Origin of the sequence: Streptomyces sp. LUP47B (genome assembly GCF_001746295.1) — a bacterium.
In the GTDB taxonomy this organism is placed as follows: Bacteria; Actinomycetota; Actinomycetes; order Streptomycetales; family Streptomycetaceae; genus Streptomyces.
The window spans coordinates 602,547-619,251 of sequence record NZ_MJAH01000006.1 but is presented as its reverse complement, the minus strand read 5'-3'; the positions used below and the strand labels follow the sequence as shown (position 1 = coordinate 619,251).

Genomic DNA, 16,705 nt, shown 5'->3' with positions numbered 1-16,705 from the left:
GCGCGGCCAGCGCCGCCTGGGGCCCCTAGCCCGGCACCCGCAGCCACTCCGGAAACGTCTCGGTCCGTTGCACCCACTCGGCGGGCGGCCTCCCGGCCTTGCCCCCGGCGATCACACCACCCACGATGGCGCAGGTCGTGTCCACGTCACCGCCCACCTGGGCGGTCGTCCAGAACGCCTCCTCGTAGTCACCCAGGGACCGGGCGGCGGACCAGAGCGCGAACGGCACGGTGTCGTGGGCCGTCGTCCGGCGCCCGCAGCCCAGCACGGCCGCGACGGTGGAGGCGTCGCCGTAGTCGAGCATGTCGCGTGCCCGGCGCAGCCCCGCACCGACGGCACTCTTCGGGACGAGCGCGATGACGCCGTCGAGGAACTCCCCGGGGGTGGGCGGACCGCCGGGGGCGGCGGCCAGCGCGGCGGCCGCGGAGACGGCCATGGCGCCGACGACGGCCTCACGGTGCTGATGGGTGGGATACGCCGAGATCTCGGCCTGGTGGGTCGCCTGCTCCGGGTCGTCCGCGTAGAAGGCTCCGAGGGGCGGGATGCGCATCGCGGCGCCGTTGCCCCAGGAGCCCTGCCCGTTGAAGAGAGCCGCGGCGAGCTCGCGCCAGTCACCACCCTCGCGGACCAGCCGCAGCAGACGGTTGACGGCGGGGCCGTAGCCCCGGTCGAAGTCGTGGTGTTCGGCGAAGGAACGGGCCAGGGCGTCCTGGTCGATGCGGTGGTGGGCGGCCAGGACGGCCACCACCGAGCAGGCCATCTCGGTGTCGTCCGTCCACTGCCAGTCGCCGGGCGGCAGCTCGCGGTTCTTCAGCAGGGGGTAGTTCACCGGTACGAAGAACTGCGAGCCCAGCGCGTCCCCCACGGCCAGGCCGCGCAGGCTGGCCAGGGCGCGGCTCAAGCGCCCCTCGGGTGAGGAGTCAGTGGTCATCGGACTGCCACTCTAGTCGGTGATTCCGTACGGTTCCGGCTCTCGCCAGCGCCCGAAGGGCCGGTCAAGGGCGTACTTGCCGTCGTCCCCGAGAACGAGCATCCGCATCTCCGCGTTCCCCGGGTTCGACAGTGACTCGAATTCCGCGACCGTCCAGTGGAACCAGCGCATACAGAACAGCCGCATGGCGAGGCCGTGCGTCACGATCAGGACGTTCGGGGGATGGTCCGGCGCCTCGAAGCTGCGGAACAGGCTCTCCAGGAAGCCACCCACCCGGTCGTACACGTCGGCCCCGGACTCCCCCTGTGCGAACCGGTAGAAGAAGTGCCCGTAGGCGTCCCGGTACGTCTTCTGGAGACGTACGTCGTCGCGGTCCTGCCAGTTCCCCCAGTCCTGCTCCCGCAGCCGGGGTTCCTCGCGCACCCGTATGAGCTCGGGGTCCAGGTGGAAGGCGCGGAGCGTCTCGTGCGTACGGCGGTATGGAGAGACGTACACACTGACGCGTTCGCGGCCCAGGACCTCTCGCAGCCGTTTACCGGTCTCCTCCGCCTGCCGCCAGCCCCGTTCCGTCAGGGCCAGGGCGTGGTCGGGCTCGCGTTCATAGACGGTGTCATCAACATTGCCCGTTGACTCCCCGTGCCGGACAAGGACGATTCGCCGTGGTCGTGCCATGCCAAGACCCTAGATCGGGTCGGGGCGTATCGAGCACTCGTACGGCCTCCATACAGCGTAGGTCACACATTTCCCGCACCCTCGGCCGCACAGAGGCGCACTTATGGTGCGTCCGGATTTCAAACCGTCCAGGCCGGTTCAAGGTCCAGGATGTCGCCCGTGAGAGCGGCGACGTCGGCGTCGGTCTGGGCGCGCAGCGCGAGCCGTTCCACGCGTTCGGTGCGGTACTTGCCGTGCTCGGCGGCCGAGCGCCACATCGAGAGGACCAGGAACTCGTGCCCCGGGGCCTCCCCGAACAGACCACGGATCATGCCCGGCGAGCCGGCCATCGCCGGGTTCCAGACCTTTTCCTGCATGAGCGTGAAGTGCTCGGCGCGCTCCTCGTGGACGCGGCAGTGGGCGAACCGCAGCAGGTCGGCGTCGGTGAAGCGCGGTTCGAAGCCCGTCTTCACGTCGAAGCGGTAGTCGAACAGCTTGACCTGGACGTCCTTGAACGTGCCTGACTGGGCCGCCGCGAGCCGGTCATGGGAACGGGCCATGAAGGAGTCGTAGAAGGAACGGCTCTCCCAGAAGGAGAAGATGTGCGCCACACCCTGCCGCCCCCGGCTCCAGCCTCCACCCTGTCCCCGAAACCCCGGCTCTCCCAGAAGCCCCGCCCACTTTCGCTGCCCCCGCTCGAAGCCGCGGCGGTCCACCACGGTGCAGCGAATCCACTTGACCAGCACCGCGCCATGGTAAGGCCACGGAGCGTGGCGCCGGTCACGCTCGGCGCCAGAGGCGACCCACGTGTGACACACGCGCGTGGCAGGATGGACAACCGTGCCTGCCTGAACGGCAGTTCGGACCGTGGACACAGGGGGAAGGGGAATCCGGTGAGCGGCATCAACAAGGGAATCCGCAAGGTCGAGGTCGCGCTCAAGTGGGATCCGAGTCCGGCGGGTCAGCCGCCCACCGACCTGGACATCGTCGCCGCGACCTACGTGGCGGGCGATCCGTACGGCGATCCCGCCTATGTGGTGCACTTCGACAGCCGTTCCCCCGACGGCACCATCTACCTCAACCGGGACAGCAAGGACGGCAAGGGCTTCGGCTGGGACGAGGTCATGACCCTCGAACTCGACCGCCTGGACGCCCGGTACACGCGCGTGGTCGTCGGCGCCGTCATCCAGCAGCGTTCCGCACACCGCACCTTCGTCGGCGTGATCAACCCGGGTCTGCGGATCCGTGAGGGTTACACGGTTCTGGCCGAGGACGACTTCGGCGGTGTCCTCGGCGCGACGGCCGCGAAGGTCGCGGAGTTCGTACGTCAGGAATCCGGCACCTGGGACTTCCACCCCGGGATCAACGGCTTCGAGGACGACCCCGCGACGTTCACCCGGAGCATGGGCCGGGCGTGACGTGTCAGCCGGCGGTCCAGTCCGGGACCGTCGGCAGCACCGTCTCGGCGACGCGGAGCAACGCGAGGTCATCGGGCACGACGTCGTCCTGGCGCCATATGGCGACCTCGTAGAAGCCGCCGCCGTCCTTGCTGTCCTTGGCGACCAGCAGGCTGCGGGCGATGCCACCGGGGCCGGTGTCGACCTTGCCGCCACCGAGGTTGAAGTTGAGGGCGATGGTCCGGTCCGAGTAGAGGACCGCCGGGTGCCCGCCTATGGTCCTGTTCTCCGCCGACTTCCCCAGGAAGCCGGCCATCTCGGCCACCGGAATGTCGTCGTCGGACGTCGAGATCTTCACGGAGTAGGTCGACAGTTGCACCTCCGCCTCGGGTGTGACGGTCTTGGTGCCGTCGGCCCAGGTGCTCACGCTCTCGTTGCCACTGGCGTTCATCGCGTACTCGGTCGGCGTACCGAGCAACGTCGGCAGGTCCGCACGGTTCAGCGCTGTGCACAACTGCACCCCGGAGACCGGCTTCGACGGCCGGGCGTCGTCCGACGTGTGACACTCGGCCGGTTCGGGGTCACCGGAATTCTGCTGAAAGGTCCCTGACAACACAAGAGCCGCGAGGCCCCCGACCACCACCAGTGCCGCGACAGCCTGCCCCCACTCACTCGGGCCCTTCTCGGACCGCTGCACCCTCTGCGCGACATCTGCGATCTGCTGGTCAGTCATGTTCCCCGTGTCCCCCACCCCGCCGTTGCGCCGGTCGTGCGCTGGGGGAGCCTAACGTGTGATCGTCTCGTGGAGAAACGGAAAAGCCGAAGGCGGCGCAGCCGATGTCCGACTGCACCGCCCTGGCTTGACTCACATCAGCTGCAGCCGCTGGTCGAACCGCAGCCCTCGCAGATGTAGCAGGAACCGGCCCGCTGCATCTTCGTACCGCAGGAGAAGCACAGCGGGGCATCGGCCTGGATACCCAGCTGCATCTCCACCAGCTCGGCGCTGGTGTGGGCCTGCTGGGGTGCGGGCTTGGCCGCCTCGACCTCGGCCTTCGGCGTGACGACCGCCTTCAGCTCCTGGGCGCGTGGCGCCGACTGGGCCAGACCCTCGACGTCGACCTCCTCCTCGGTCGGCTCGTACGAGCCCGTCTCGAGGTGGCGCTGACGCTCCTCGGCGGAGTGGATGCCGAGCGCGGAACGCGTCTCGAAGGGCAGGAAGTCGAGCGCCAGGCGACGGAAGATGTAGTCGACGATCGACTGCGCCATCCGCACGTCCGGGTCGTCCGTCATGCCGGCCGGCTCGAAGCGCATGTTGGTGAACTTCGAGACGTAGGTCTCCAGCGGCACGCCGTACTGGAGGCCGACCGAGACGGCGATGGAGAAGGCGTCCATCATGCCCGCGAGGGTGGAGCCCTGCTTGGACATCTTCAGGAAGACCTCGCCGAGACCGTCGTCCGGGTAGGAGTTGGCGGTCATGTAGCCCTCGGCGCCGCCGACGGTGAAGGACGTGGTGATGCCGGGACGGCCCTTCGGGAGGCGCTTGCGGACCGGACGGTACTCGATGACCTTCTCGACCGCCGCGCGGATGGTCTCCTCGGCCTTCTCCGTGACCTCGGCCTTCTCCTTCTCCTTGGTCTTGGCGGAGAGGGGCTGGCCGACCTTGCAGTTGTCGCGGTAGATGGCGAGCGCCTTGACGCCCATCTTCCAGGCCTCGAAGTAGACCTCTTCGACGTCCTCGACGGTCGCCGTCTCCGGCAGGTTGACCGTCTTGGAGAGCGCGCCGGAGATCCACGGCTGGATCGCGGCCATCATGCGGACGTGGCCCATCGCGGAGATGGAGCGCTCGCCCATGGCGCAGTCGAAGACCTCGTAGTGCTCGTGCTTGAGGCCGGGGGCGTCGATCACATTGCCGTTCTCGGCGATGTGGGCGACGATCGCCTCGATCTGCTCCTCCTGGTAGCCCAGGCGACGCAGGGCCTGCGGGACGGTGCCGTTGACGATCTGCATCGAGCCGCCGCCGACCAGCTTCTTGAACTTGACCAGCGCGAGGTCGGGCTCGAGACCGGTGGTGTCGCAGGACATCGCGAGACCGATGGTGCCGGTCGGAGCGATGACGGACGCCTGGGCGTTGCGGAAACCGTTCTTCTCACCGAGACGCAGCACGTCCTGCCAGGCCTCCGTCGCGGCGGCCCAGATCGGCGTGTCCAGGTCGTCCATGCGGACGGCCTTGGTGTTCTCGTCGGAGTGCTGCTTCATGACCCGCAGGTGCGGCTGCGCGTTGCGGGCATAGCCGTCGTACGGGCCGACGACCGCGGCGAGTTCGGCGGAACGCTTGTACGACGTGCCGGTCATCAGGGAGGTGATGGACCCGGCGAGAGCGCGGCCGCCGTCGGAGTCGTACGCGTGGCCGGTCGCCATCAGCAGGGCGCCGAGGTTGGCGTAGCCGATGCCGAGCTGGCGGAACGCGCGCGTGTTCTCACCGATCTTCTGCGTCGGGAAGTCCGCGAAGCAGATGGAGATGTCCATCGCGGTGATGACGAGTTCGACGACCTTGGCGAAGCGCTCGACGTCGAAGGACTGGTTGCCCTTGCTGTCGTCCTTGAGGAACTTCATGAGGTTCAGCGAGGCGAGGTTGCAGGACGTGTTGTCCAGGTGCATGTACTCGCTGCAGGGGTTCGAGCCGTTGATACGGCCGGACTCCGGGCAGGTGTGCCAGTTGTTGATGGTGTCGTCGTACTGGATGCCCGGGTCGGCGCAGGCCCAGGCGGCCTCCGCCATCTTGCGGAACAGCGTCTTGGCCTCGACCTCTTCGATGACCTCGCCGGTCATACGGGACGTCAGGCCGAACTTGCCACCCGTCTCGACGGCCTTCATGAACGTGTCGTTCACGCGGACCGAGTTGTTGGCGTTCTGGTACTGCACCGACGTGATGTCGTCGCCGCCCAGGTCCATGTCGAAGCCCGCGTCGCGCAGGGCGCGGATCTTCTCCTCCTCCTTCACCTTGGTCTCGATGAAGTCCTCGATGTCGGGGTGGTCGACGTCGAGGATGACCATCTTGGCGGCGCGGCGCGTGGCGCCACCCGACTTGATCGTTCCCGCGGAGGCGTCGGCGCCACGCATGAAGGAGACCGGACCGGAGGCGTTGCCGCCCGAGGACAGCAGTTCCTTGGAGGAGCGGATACGGGAGAGGTTCAGGCCGGCACCGGAGCCGCCCTTGAAGATCATGCCCTCTTCCTTGTACCAGTCGAGGATCGACTCCATGGAGTCGTCGACGGCCAGGATGAAGCAGGCCGAGACCTGCTGCGGCTGGGGCGTACCGACGTTGAACCACACAGGGCTGTTGAAGCTGAAGATCTGGTGCAGGAGGGCGTACGCCAGCTCGTGCTCGAAGATCTCCGCGTCGGCGGGCGAGGCGAAGTACTTGTAGTCCTCGCCGGCCTTCCGGTACGTCTTCACGATGCGGTCGATGAGCTGCTTGAGGCTCACCTCGCGCTGGGGGGTGCCGACGGCACCGCGGAAGTACTTGCTGGTGACGATGTTGACCGCGTTCACCGACCAGAAGTCGGGGAACTCGACGCCACGCTGCTCGAAGTTGACCGAGCCGTCGCGCCAGTTGGTCATGACGACGTCACGGCGCGCCCAGTCCACCTCGTCGTACGGGTGCACGCCGGGGGTGGTGTGGATGCGCTCGATACGCAGGCCCTTGTTCGCTGCCGCCTTGGTGCCCTTGGCGCGGGAACTCCGTGCCGGACCGCTCGCCGTCTCTGTCATGCCGCCTCCCTGTACGGGCGAAAACGCCCTGAAGTGCCCCGATGTTCCCGTGGCACGGTGTTCTGTCTGGTATTGCGGGCGCCCACTCACTACCGCCCGCAACAGGTCTTCGGTCGCCGCCGTCCGGCCGAGCCGGGGTCTTGGCCCGGTCCGGCCCGCCGATCAGTCGGCGGCGCGGGCGGGCTCGGGGAGTTGTGCAGTCCCTCCGGGCCCGCGATCGTCTTCCTGGCTCCCCGCGACGGCCTCTTCGCCGTCCACAGCCTCTCCGCGGTCCTCGTCGTCCGCGGCGGGGGGTCCCGTCTCCCTCAGTTCCGCGATGGCCGCATCGAAGTCCTCGAGCGAGTCGAACGCCCGGTAGACGGAGGCGAATCGCAGATACGCGACGAGATCGAGCTCTTGCAACGGGCCGAGTATGGCCAGCCCCACGTCGTGGGTGGTCAGCTCGGCGCTCCCGGTGGCCCGCACCGCCTCCTCGACCCGTTGGCCGAGCTGGGCGAGCGCGTCCTCGGTGACAGGTCGTCCCTGGCATGCCTTGCGCACACCGTTGATGACCTTGGTACGGCTGAAAGGCTCGGTGACTCCGGACCGCTTGACCACCATCAGCGAGCACGTCTCCACGGTCGTGAAACGACGGGAGCAGTCCGGACACTGGCGGCGCCTGCGGATCGACGTGCCGTCGTCGGTCGTACGACTGTCGACGACGCGGCTGTCGGGGTGCCTGCAGAAGGGGCAGTGCATGAACTCCCAACCCTCCTCACAGCAGACTCAATAGCCTCGCTGAGCCCCATGGGCCCCTCGAAGCAGCCCCAAGCATAGGGGATCGCGGCGGGCGTGGAGACCCGGGGGACCACAACTTCTGGGCTGCTGTAGCAATCCAAGCACTACATGTAGGGATTGGCACGGCATACACGCCGTACATGCAAGTCGCGCCTGTATGGGCATGTGCCATACGACTGCCCCGGCCCGCGGCGAACACGACGCACAGCCGTATCGCTGCGGCGCATGCGGAGATACCGTGGGCGCCACAAGGAGGGGACGTGGGATTCCCGCAGAAATGGGAGCCGTTACCCGGCCGACTGGGCACTGGATGGCAGACTGTGGCAACAACCCGCGAGGTCGCCATCCGGCGGTGAAGAGTACAGCAATGGACCCTTTTGTTCGGCAGGCGGCGCGTTAGCCATACACCCAGACACATGATCGCGTCAGGTGGATCGCGATTTTTCACTCGAACGTGTGTTTGGCGCAACCTTTCGAAAGCAACTACCGTTGTCCAGCAGGGAGACCATCGAGAGGGGCCGACGTGACCACGACCGCAGACAGTGCCACCATCACTGCCCAGGACCGTTCCCAGGGCCGACTCGAGCCGGTGCATGCGATGAACGAAGCCGTGAATCCCGAGGGGCACAAGCGATCCCTCCCGGGCCGACCTCCAGGCATCCGGGCGGACAGCTCGGGGCTCACCGACCGGCAGCGCCGGGTGATCGAGGTCATCAGGGACTCCGTCCAGCGGCGCGGCTACCCGCCGTCCATGCGGGAAATCGGCCAGGCAGTCGGCCTGTCCAGCACCTCATCCGTCGCACATCAGCTGATGGCGCTGGAGCGCAAGGGCTTCCTGCGCCGCGACCCGCACCGCCCGCGTGCGTACGAGGTGCGCGGCTCGGACCAGGGCGCCTCGGTGCAGCCCACGGACACCGCGGGCAAGCCCGCCGCGTCGTACGTCCCGCTCGTCGGCCGGATCGCCGCCGGTGGCCCGATCCTCGCCGAGGAATCGGTCGAGGACGTGTTCCCCCTCCCCCGCCAACTCGTCGGCGACGGTGAGCTGTTTGTGCTGAAGGTCGTCGGCGACTCGATGATCGAGGCCGCGATCTGCGACGGCGACTGGGTCACCGTCCGCCGCCAGCCCGTCGCCGAGAACGGCGACATCGTGGCCGCGATGCTGGAAGGCGAGGCCACCGTCAAGCGCTTCAAGCGCGAGGACGGCCACGTCTGGCTCCTCCCCCACAACTCCGCGTACGAGCCGATCCCCGGCGACGACGCGACCATCCTCGGCAAGGTAGTGGCAGTACTGCGGCGCGTCTGAGCACCGCGGCAGGCCTCGCCGATCCGACCGGGCCCCGGAACCCCTGCGCCGGTTCCGGGGCCCTGCCATGTCCGGACCCGGTGACGGGTCGCTCAGCATCGCGGTTGGCCTGACCCGGTGAGGGGTCAGGCCAACCGCGATCACTCGGCTTCCGCCTGCGCCTCCGCGGCCTCTGCCGCAAGCCCCGCCGCTTCCGTCGCCCTCGCCGCGGCGTCGATCGCCGTCAGGGACTTACGCACCTGGTTACGGTCCGTGGTGTACCAGAAGTCGGGCAGTGACGCCTTCAGGTAGCTGCCGTACCGCGCCGTCGCCAGTCTCTGATCGAGTACCGCGACCACACCACGGTCCCCCGAGGCCCGGACGAGGCGGCCGGCGCCCTGGGCCATGAGCAGTGCGGCATGCGTGGCGGCGACCGCCATGAAGCCGTTGCCCCCCGCGTCCTCCACCGCCTTCTGGCGGGCGCTCATCAGAGGGTCGTCCGGGCGCGGAAACGGGATCTTGTCCATGACGACCAGCTGGCAGCTGGGGCCGGGGACGTCGACGCCCTGCCAGAGCGACAGCGTGCCGAAGAGGCAGGTCCGCGGGTCTGCCGCGAAGTTCTTGATCAGTTCGCCGAGGGTCTCCTCACCCTGGAGGAGGATCGGGAACTCCGGGATGCGGGAGCGCAGCTCCTCTGCGGCCAGCTGGGCGGCCCTCATGGAGGAGAAGAGCCCCAGGGTGCGGCCACCTGCCGCCTGGATGAGGTCGGTCAGCTCGTCGAGCATGTCCACTCGGTCACCGTCGCGCGCGGGGCGAGAGAGGTGCTTGGCGACATAGAGGATTCCCTGCCTGGGGTAGTCGAAGGGCGAACCGACGTCGAGGCCCTTCCACTGCGGTAGGTCTTCGCCCTCGGTTCCTTCCGGGGCGAGCCCCAGGGACGCTCCTACGCCGTTGAAGTCGCCACCCAGCTTCAACGTCGCCGAGGTCAGGACCACGGAACGGTCCGCGAACAGCTTCTCCCGCAGCAGGCCGGAGACCGACATGGGGGCCACGCGCAAGGAGGCTCCGAAGCGGTCGTGCCGCTCGTACCAGACGACGTCCCACTCCGAGCCGTTCGTGATCCGCTCCGCCACGTCGTGCACCGCCTCCACGGAGGCCAGCGCCTGTTTACGGACCGCGTCCTCGTCCTGGACCGACTTGTCGCGGGTCGCTCCGATCCCGGAGATGACCGTACGAGCGGCGTCACGCAGGGCCATGAGCGCGTACCCGAGGTCCTCCGGGATCTCCTCCAGCCTGCCGGGCAGGGCTAGCTCCATCAGCCGCTCGAAGCCCTCCGCCGCGGTCTGGAGCTGATCGGCCGCCTTTTCGTTGACGAGCTTCGCGGCGCGGCGCACCGCGCGATTGACCTGGCCCGGGGTGAGCTCGCCGGTGGCGACACCGGTGACCCTGGAGACCAGCTCGTGCGCCTCGTCGACGATCAGTACTTCGTGCTGAGGAAGTACGGGGGCGCCTTCGATGGCGTCGATCGCGAGCAGCGCGTGGTTGGTGACGACGACCTCGGCGAGCTTGGCACGCTCGCGGGCCATCTCGGCGAAGCACTCGGCGCCGTAGGCGCACTTCGTCGCTCCCAGGCACTCACGGGAGGACACGGAGATCTGCGCCCAGGCGCGGTCGGAGACGCCCGGCGTGAGATCGTCGCGGTCACCGGTCTCGGTGTCCTGCGACCAGTCCCGCAGCCGCAGCAGATCCTGGCCCAGCCTGCTGGTGGGCGCGGCGGCCTCGAACTGGTCGAAGAGCCCCTCCTCCTCGTCCTGCGGGACGCCCTCGTGGAGGCGGTGCAGACACAGATAGTTCGACCGGCCCTTGAGCATCGCGAACTCCGGGCGGCGGCGCAGCAGCGGGTGCAGCGCCTCGACCGTGCGCGGTAGGTCGCGCTCGACGAGCTGTCTCTGCAGCGCGAGGGTGGCCGTCGCGACGACGACCCGCTCCCCGTGCGCGAGTGCGGGCACGAGATAGCCGAGCGACTTTCCGGTACCGGTGCCGGCCTGCACCAGCAGGTGGGAGCCGTCGTCGATCGCGTCCGCGACGGATTCGGCCATGGTCACCTGGCCGGGGCGCTCCGTACCGCCGACGGCAGTGACGGCAGCATGCAGGAGTTCGGGGAGTGAGGGCTTCGTCATAGCGCGACCACCCTACGGCCCAGCACTGACAAAGGGGTGATCACGGCGGGGACGAGGGGCGGGATCAAGGCCGGGAACTCCTCGGAGGGGTGGCGAGCGGGGTCGGATCTGGTCGACTCGGTTCGACTTCAGCCGGGTCTGATCCGAGTGGAGGCGACTTCGGTCATGCGGTGGCCGAGATTGACCGAGGCTTTTGTGGGCGGAACCGGTATGGCGGAACCCGGGTGTCCGAGGTCGTGCGTCCGAGGTCGTCCCGGGTCGCGTGTCCGGCGTCGTGTGTCCCGGGTCGTGTGTCCGAGGTCGTGTGTCCCGGGTCGTGTGTCCGAGGTCGTGTGTCCCGGGTCGTGTGTCCGGGGTCGTCGAAAAAGTCTCGCGGCGGGTGGGAACCGGATGGGCGCGAGCGGTGTACCAAAAGTGATTGCGTGATGACGCGTTGCTACAGCAGATCGCGCAGGGACCGATCTCGGACCATGAGGGCCGCCCGCTTGGTGGGCAGGTCGACCTCAGCGGAGAAGCGGAAGCCTGCGCTCAGAAAGGCGGTGACGGACGGGATGTTGCGAAGGTCGGGTTCCGCAATGACACGAGCACAGGCGGGTCGCCTGTCGAGTACGAGATCGGCGACGGCTCTGAGAAGAGTGCTGCCGAGACCGCGACCTCGATCGGTGACGGCGCCGATGAGGAGATGGATACCGGTGTCGTGCGGTCTGACCGGATAGTGGCGGGCCAGCGGATCCAGGTCTGCCCGGTAGATCTCCCAGTAGCTCATCGGAGTGCCTTCCAGAACCCCGAGGCAGGGAGAGCTGCGCCCGTCACCGGCCAGTTGGGGGCGCAGATGGTCCTCCGTCATGTTCTGGGGCCCGGCCAGCTCCCAGAACGCGGTGACGGCAGGGTCGTTCATCCAGCGGCAGACGAGTGCAAGGTCCCGCTCGACGCGTACGGGCACGAGCTGGAACGCGCCTGCCGGGGTCGCGACCGGCCCCCAGTCGGCGACTCCGTCGAGGAGGTCGTCGCCGCCCGGGGTGCGTGCGGCGGGCGGGGCAGTGCCATCGCTCCAGCTCTGTTGCCCGTGCCCGTGTACGTCTCCGTGTCTGGCTGCAGCATCGACCGTGGCTGTATCTGCGCCTGACCGTCCCTCCTCGAAGAGCGCGACTAGTTCGTCAGGCAGGCGCAGCTCCAGCGTGTCCTCATTGTCGGTGCCCCGGCGAATGCCCAGGGCGACGCTGTCCTCGCCCGCGTCGGGACAGGCGCCGGTGCCGTCGGTCGAGGTGGCGGAAACGGCATCGGCACTCGCGTTTGTGGCAGACACAGGACTCTCCTCTCAGGAGGTGGGGTGGGTCATGTTCCTCAGGAGTGAAGGGGGTTGGCGATGGTGACGTAGACGGACTGGGTGTCGACCGGGCCGACGAGTTCGTCCAAGCCGTGCACGCGGGTCAGCAGATTGGCCTTGCAGCGCAGAACGGGTGAGTCGAGCAGGCGGCCGGGGAGGGTGGTGCGCAGTCGCGCGGGTCCGCAGGCCACATCGTCGAGGAAGCCGCGGAAGGCGGCGAGGAGCAGCCGTTCGTCGGCCAGACGCTGGGAGCCGAACGCACCGATGAGGCCGAGGACGTTGTTGATCGCGAGGTAGTAGGCGAAACGCTCGTCGGTGACCTCATCGGAGACGAAAGTGTCGCTGTATGCGCCGATGCCGGGCAGGCGGGCATCGAGCTCCGCCCGTCGGGACTCGCGGAAGTAGTAGCCCTGGTTGTCGCGGTACCGGCCGCCGGCGGGCCAACCGTCGGCGTCCAACAGGACCAAGGTGTTCTGCTGATGCGCCTCCAGAGCGATGCCCGCTTCCCCGTCGAGCCACAGCACCGGGCGGACGACGTGTTCCAGGTAGCGCAGGAACCACTCGGCGGCGACGGCTCCTCGGGGGCGGCCGGTGCGGACGGCGAGACGGGTGACGACCTCGGCCAGACGGGACCGCCAGACCGGCCGGTCCGTCTCGGGGCGGTCGCGGTCCGGCCTGTCTCCGGCCGGGCGGTCGTCGGTGGCAGCGGCCTGGGCGCCGGGACCGGGACGGGGTGAGACGAGTCCGGCGATGCAGGAGACGTCGTGAGAGGGGTTGAAGGGGTTGTGCCGGATCATCACGTCGATTCCGGGGACGGGACTGCCGTCGGGCCCGTCGATGGCGAGCCAGGCAGGGTCACGGACGATGTCGAAGGACGGGTGGGCCGCCTGCCACTGCTTGGACAGGCCGCTGCGCAGGAGCCGGTGCACCTCGACACCACGGTGGAGTTCCTTGCGGAGGTTTTCGCGGCGGGAGTTGGTGATGCGCAGGGCCAGCGAGAGCTTGAGCATGGCGGGGGCGCCGGAGCGATGGACCGTGCGTACGGAGGAGGTGGGATACCAGGGGGAGCCGTGGGCGCCCAGGTCCTGGAGCAGTCCGGCGTCGAACAGCGGGGCGGTCTCGGAACGGTGCCGCACCTCGCGGAGTTGCCAGGGGTGCAGCGGCAGGGCCGTGCGGCCGTCGGGCAGCGGCAGGTCGGGGCCGGCCAGGCGTCGGGTGAGCTGGGCGGCGGTGACGGCACGGCCGCGTTCGGTCCAGGCCGAGTCGGTGGCGAGCAGAGAGGGGTCGACGGCGAGCCAGTGCAGGAGAAAGGAGCCGCGCAGCTCGGGTGAGTACGAGGCTGCTTCGGCTTCGGAGAGACCTTCGCGGCTCTTGGGGGCCGGGTGCAAAGGGTGGCCGAGGACGAGTGCCTGTTCGGCGGTGAGGAAGAGGTCGGGGCCATCGTCGGCGTATTTGCGGCGCTCGCGGACGAAGGTGGCGGTACGGCGGACGGAGTCGGCCACACGGGCCACGACTTCGGCACCGGCTGCAGACGCGGGGGCCTCTGCCGTCAGCCCCTCCCGAGTGAGCAGCGCCGCGACGGTGACCGCATCGGCCGGCGGGGCCTGCCCGGGGGCGTCGGCGAGATGGGGGAGGCCGAAACGGTGCCATCCCGTCGGCGACCAGTAGAGGACGGGGACGAGGAGGGAGGTGCCGCTGGCGGGAAGATCAATGCGGAGGGCTCCGCCGGTGGGGGCGGGCAGGTCCGTCTCGCGAACCCAGCAGCGCAGCAGATTCTCCACGGTGGCGGCTTCGGCCGCGGTGCGCGGGTCTGGATGACTCAGCGGGTCGCTGGTGGCGCCGCGCAGGCGTTCCCGCTCGGGAGGGCTGCCCTGGTGCGGGGTGTGGTCGGGGCGGGAGCGGCGCTGCGGAGAGGGGGCTGTCTCGGAGTGGTTGCGCGGGTTCGTGGGGGTGCGGTCTTGGGGGGTGGGGGTGGTGTTCAAGTGCGGTGTCCTCAGGGGTGGTTCTGCCTGGGAGGGGCTGCTGCCTCGTGGGTGGTGGGCGCAGATTGTTGTGCCGTTGTAAAGGGCGACCGGTTGACCGGGGATCTAGAGCAGATGAGCGGTCGCATCGCGTGGAGGTGAGTGGTGTTCGGGAGGGATTCGGTGAGCAATCGGCGGGATGGCGGCGACTGTTCGGAGCGTCGGTAAGCGGCTCGCGCCTCGGCCTGTGGCGCGAAGGGTGGCGGCGCCTATGGGCCCGGCCCGGACTCCGGCTGCCGGCCGAACCCCGATTCCAACTCCAGTCCCGACTCCGAATCCGGTCCCAGTCCCGACCCCAGCTCCGGTCCCGACTCCGGATCCGGATCCGACTCCGGTCCCAGCCCCGGCCCCGGCTCCAGTCCCGCCCTCAGCCCCAGCCCCGACCCCGAACGCGGCTGTCCCGCCGGTCCTGGGAGGAGTTGTCGCTCGGGTTGAGGGCGTGGCTGCGGCCCCGGTTCGGCTCCAGCCGACACGTCAGTTCCTGCCGCCCCTTCGGCTCCCGCCGCAACTCGGGCAGCTACCCCGTCCCCTCGTTCCGGCGCCGACGCTGCTGTTGTCTCCCCGCACCGCGGCCGTGACCGCGGGCCACAGCTGCCACGGCGTCGGCGAGTCGGTCGAGGACGGCGGTCGCCTGTTCGTCGGTGATCGTCAGAGGGGGGAGCAGGCGCACGACGCTCGCGTGACGACCACCGAGTTCGACGATCAGACCACGCCGGAGGCACTCCCGCTGGACGGCGACGGCAAGCTCAGGAGAGGCAGGGCGAGGGGACGGGAGGGAACCCGGCATCGCCCCGGCCCCCGCCCCATCGGCACTACTCAGCCCGACCGAGCCCAACAGCCCCGCGGACCCAGCGGACCCAGCGGACCCACGATCGTCATCGGATCCACCGGACCTACCAGTCGCACCGTGCCCGTTGGATCCCCCGGGTCCAGCGACACCCGCGACACCCCGCTCCTCCCCTTCGCCTTCCTCCTCCACCATCTCCAGCCCGATCATCAACCCCCGCCCCCGCACATCACCGATCACAGAAAACTCCCGGCTCAACCCTCGGAGTTGTTCCAGCATCCGCGCACCGAGCGTTGCCGCGCGTTCCGTGAGCCCGTTCTCGCGGACGTAGGCCATCGTGGCCGTGCCCGCGGCCATGGCGAGTTGGTTGCCGCGGAAGGTGCCGGCGTGGGCGCCGGGTTCCCAGACGTCGAGGTCGTCGCGGTAGACCACCACGGCGAGGGGCAGGCTTCCGCCGATGGCCTTGGACAGAACCATCACGTCGGGAGTGATGCCGCTGTGCTCCACGGCCCAGAAAGCTCCGGTACGGCCGACTCCCGTCTGGACCTCGTCGGCGATGAGCGGGATCGAGCGGTCGGCCGTGATCCGTCGCATGCGTCGCATCCATGCGTCGGGAGCCGGAAGCACTCCGCCCTCGCCCTGGACGGGCTCGAGGATCATCGCTGCGGGCAGCGGCACCCCGGACTTGGGGTCGTCGAGGACGGACTCCGTCCAGCGGGCGGCGAGTTCGGCGCCGTGCGGGCCACCGATCCCGAAGGGACAGCGGTAGTCCTGCGGGTAGGGCAGCCGGGCGACCCGTACGTCGAAGGCGTGGCCGGACGCTTCGAGAGCGCCGGAGGTCATGCCGTGATAGGCGCCGGCGAAGGCGAGTATGCCGTTGCGGCCGGTCGCGGCGCGCACGAGCTTGAACGCGGCCTCCACCGCATCGGTGCCGGCCGGGCCGCAGAACTGCACGCGTGCGTGGTCGGCGAGACCGGGCGGCAGGGTGCGGAACAGTTCGGTGATGAAGGCGTCCTTGACGGGCGTCGCGAGGTCGAGGACGTGGAGGGGTGCGCCCGAATCGAGGACCTTGCGGATCGCCTCCAGGACGACGGGGTGGTTGTGTCCGAGGGCAAGGGTGCCGGCGCCGGAAAGACAGTCGAGGTAGCGGCGGCCGTCGGCGCCCTCGATGGTCAGACCGCGTGCACGTACCGGCACGATCGGGAGGGCACGGGCGTAGGTGCGTGCCGCCGACTCGCGGGCGGACTGGCGCCGCAGGATTCCCTCGTGCGCGGAGCGGGCCTCCGACGGTTCCTCGACGGCGGTGTGCCCCGCCATGGCCTCCCCGGGTGCGGTCTCGGTCACGGCCATGGTTCTCCCGTCGTCGCGCTGTGCAGGGGCAAGCGGTTCCCTCGCGGACTCACCCGCCCCGACATACGGAACCCCGGGACCCTTTGCTCGACAGCTCGGCACATCGATGCCCCGACTGTCGGGAAATCTCCGGGGATTGGGGCGCCGGGGACCGAAGCGTCCGCCGGCAGCAAGCCCCCACCGCTACCAACCCCGGACCGTTCACCGGGTTACGGGTTGCCTGAAGATCTT

The 16,705-nt window shown here is 69.1% G+C and carries 12 protein-coding genes; 2 read left to right on the top strand and 10 right to left on the bottom strand.

All coding sequences use genetic code 11. The features are described from left to right. Positions 1-25: 25 nt before the first annotated feature. The 3 genes from BFN33_RS20965 to BFN33_RS20955 all read right to left on the bottom strand — a co-directional run bounded on the left by BFN33_RS20965 (position 26) and on the right by BFN33_RS20955 (position 2,328). Complete coding sequence (locus BFN33_RS20965; protein WP_069761599.1) at positions 26-931, bottom strand: ADP-ribosylglycohydrolase family protein; 906 nt, start codon at positions 929-931, stop codon at positions 26-28. Between the two features lie 12 nt (positions 932-943). Next, entirely contained in the window at positions 944-1,603 is a 660-nt protein-coding gene (locus BFN33_RS20960; RefSeq protein ID WP_069761598.1) for a histidine phosphatase family protein, read from the bottom strand. A gap of 119 nt (positions 1,604-1,722) precedes the next feature. Further along, a complete protein-coding gene (locus BFN33_RS20955; RefSeq protein WP_059207239.1) occupies positions 1,723-2,328 on the bottom strand; it encodes a YdbC family protein in 606 nt (201 codons plus the stop codon). A 147-nt stretch (positions 2,329-2,475) separates the two neighbouring features. Here BFN33_RS20955 and BFN33_RS20950 point away from each other — a divergent pair, with 147 nt between their 5' ends. Next, a complete protein-coding gene (locus tag BFN33_RS20950; protein WP_069761597.1) occupies positions 2,476-3,000 on the top strand; it encodes a TerD family protein in 525 nt (174 codons plus the stop codon). A gap of 4 nt (positions 3,001-3,004) precedes the next feature. On the opposite strand, the gene BFN33_RS20945 is transcribed toward BFN33_RS20950, so the two are convergent. The 3 genes from BFN33_RS20945 to nrdR form a co-directional block, all read right to left on the bottom strand. Next, positions 3,005-3,712: a DUF6215 domain-containing protein gene (locus BFN33_RS20945; protein WP_069761596.1), complete on the bottom strand. Its 708-nt coding sequence runs from the start codon at positions 3,710-3,712 to the stop codon at positions 3,005-3,007. 137 nt (positions 3,713-3,849) lie between these two features. Next, positions 3,850-6,750, bottom strand: coding sequence for a vitamin B12-dependent ribonucleotide reductase (locus BFN33_RS20940; RefSeq protein ID WP_069761595.1), 2,901 nt, complete (start codon positions 6,748-6,750; stop codon positions 3,850-3,852). Positions 6,751-6,912: 162 nt separating this feature from the next. Next, entirely contained in the window at positions 6,913-7,488 is a 576-nt protein-coding gene (nrdR, locus tag BFN33_RS20935) for a transcriptional regulator NrdR (RefSeq protein WP_057613272.1), read from the bottom strand. A 562-nt stretch (positions 7,489-8,050) separates the two neighbouring features. Here nrdR and lexA point away from each other — a divergent pair. Beyond that, the gene (gene lexA, locus BFN33_RS20930; protein WP_057613273.1) at positions 8,051-8,830 is read left to right on the top strand and encodes a transcriptional repressor LexA; all 780 of its coding nucleotides are present in this window, start codon (positions 8,051-8,053) and stop codon (positions 8,828-8,830) included. A gap of 140 nt (positions 8,831-8,970) precedes the next feature. Here lexA and BFN33_RS20925 read toward each other — a convergent pair whose 3' ends face one another. The 4 genes from BFN33_RS20925 to BFN33_RS20910 form a co-directional block, all read right to left on the bottom strand. Continuing rightward, a complete protein-coding gene (locus tag BFN33_RS20925) occupies positions 8,971-10,989 on the bottom strand; it encodes an ATP-dependent DNA helicase (RefSeq protein ID WP_069761594.1) in 2,019 nt (672 codons plus the stop codon). 436 nt (positions 10,990-11,425) lie between these two features. Beyond that, positions 11,426-12,295: a GNAT family N-acetyltransferase gene (locus BFN33_RS20920; RefSeq protein ID WP_069761593.1), complete on the bottom strand. Its 870-nt coding sequence runs from the start codon at positions 12,293-12,295 to the stop codon at positions 11,426-11,428. 38 nt (positions 12,296-12,333) lie between these two features. Next, complete coding sequence (locus tag BFN33_RS20915) at positions 12,334-14,298, bottom strand: IucA/IucC family protein (RefSeq protein WP_069761592.1); 1,965 nt, start codon at positions 14,296-14,298, stop codon at positions 12,334-12,336. 556 nt (positions 14,299-14,854) lie between these two features. Beyond that, on the bottom strand, positions 14,855-16,474 hold the full coding sequence (locus tag BFN33_RS20910; RefSeq protein WP_069761591.1) for a diaminobutyrate--2-oxoglutarate transaminase family protein: 1,620 nt from the start codon (positions 16,472-16,474) through the stop codon (positions 14,855-14,857). Positions 16,475-16,705: the final 231 nt, after the last annotated feature.

What these genes read in the sequence shown, in the direction of transcription:
- BFN33_RS20940 (WP_069761595.1), bottom strand. Translation starts at nt 6,750, where the DNA reads ATGACAGAGACGGCGAGCGGTCCGGCACGGAGTTCCCGCGCCAAGGGC.
- BFN33_RS20965 (WP_069761599.1), bottom strand. Translation starts at nt 931, where the DNA reads ATGACCACTGACTCCTCACCCGAGGGGCGCTTGAGCCGCGCCCTGGCC.
- BFN33_RS20945 (WP_069761596.1), bottom strand. Translation starts at nt 3,712, where the DNA reads ATGACTGACCAGCAGATCGCAGATGTCGCGCAGAGGGTGCAGCGGTCC.
- nrdR (WP_057613272.1), bottom strand. Translation starts at nt 7,488, where the DNA reads ATGCACTGCCCCTTCTGCAGGCACCCCGACAGCCGCGTCGTCGACAGT.
- BFN33_RS20910 (WP_069761591.1), bottom strand. Translation starts at nt 16,474, where the DNA reads ATGGCCGTGACCGAGACCGCACCCGGGGAGGCCATGGCGGGGCACACC.
- BFN33_RS20925 (WP_069761594.1), bottom strand. Translation starts at nt 10,989, where the DNA reads ATGACGAAGCCCTCACTCCCCGAACTCCTGCATGCTGCCGTCACTGCC.
- BFN33_RS20960 (WP_069761598.1), bottom strand. Translation starts at nt 1,603, where the DNA reads ATGGCACGACCACGGCGAATCGTCCTTGTCCGGCACGGGGAGTCAACG.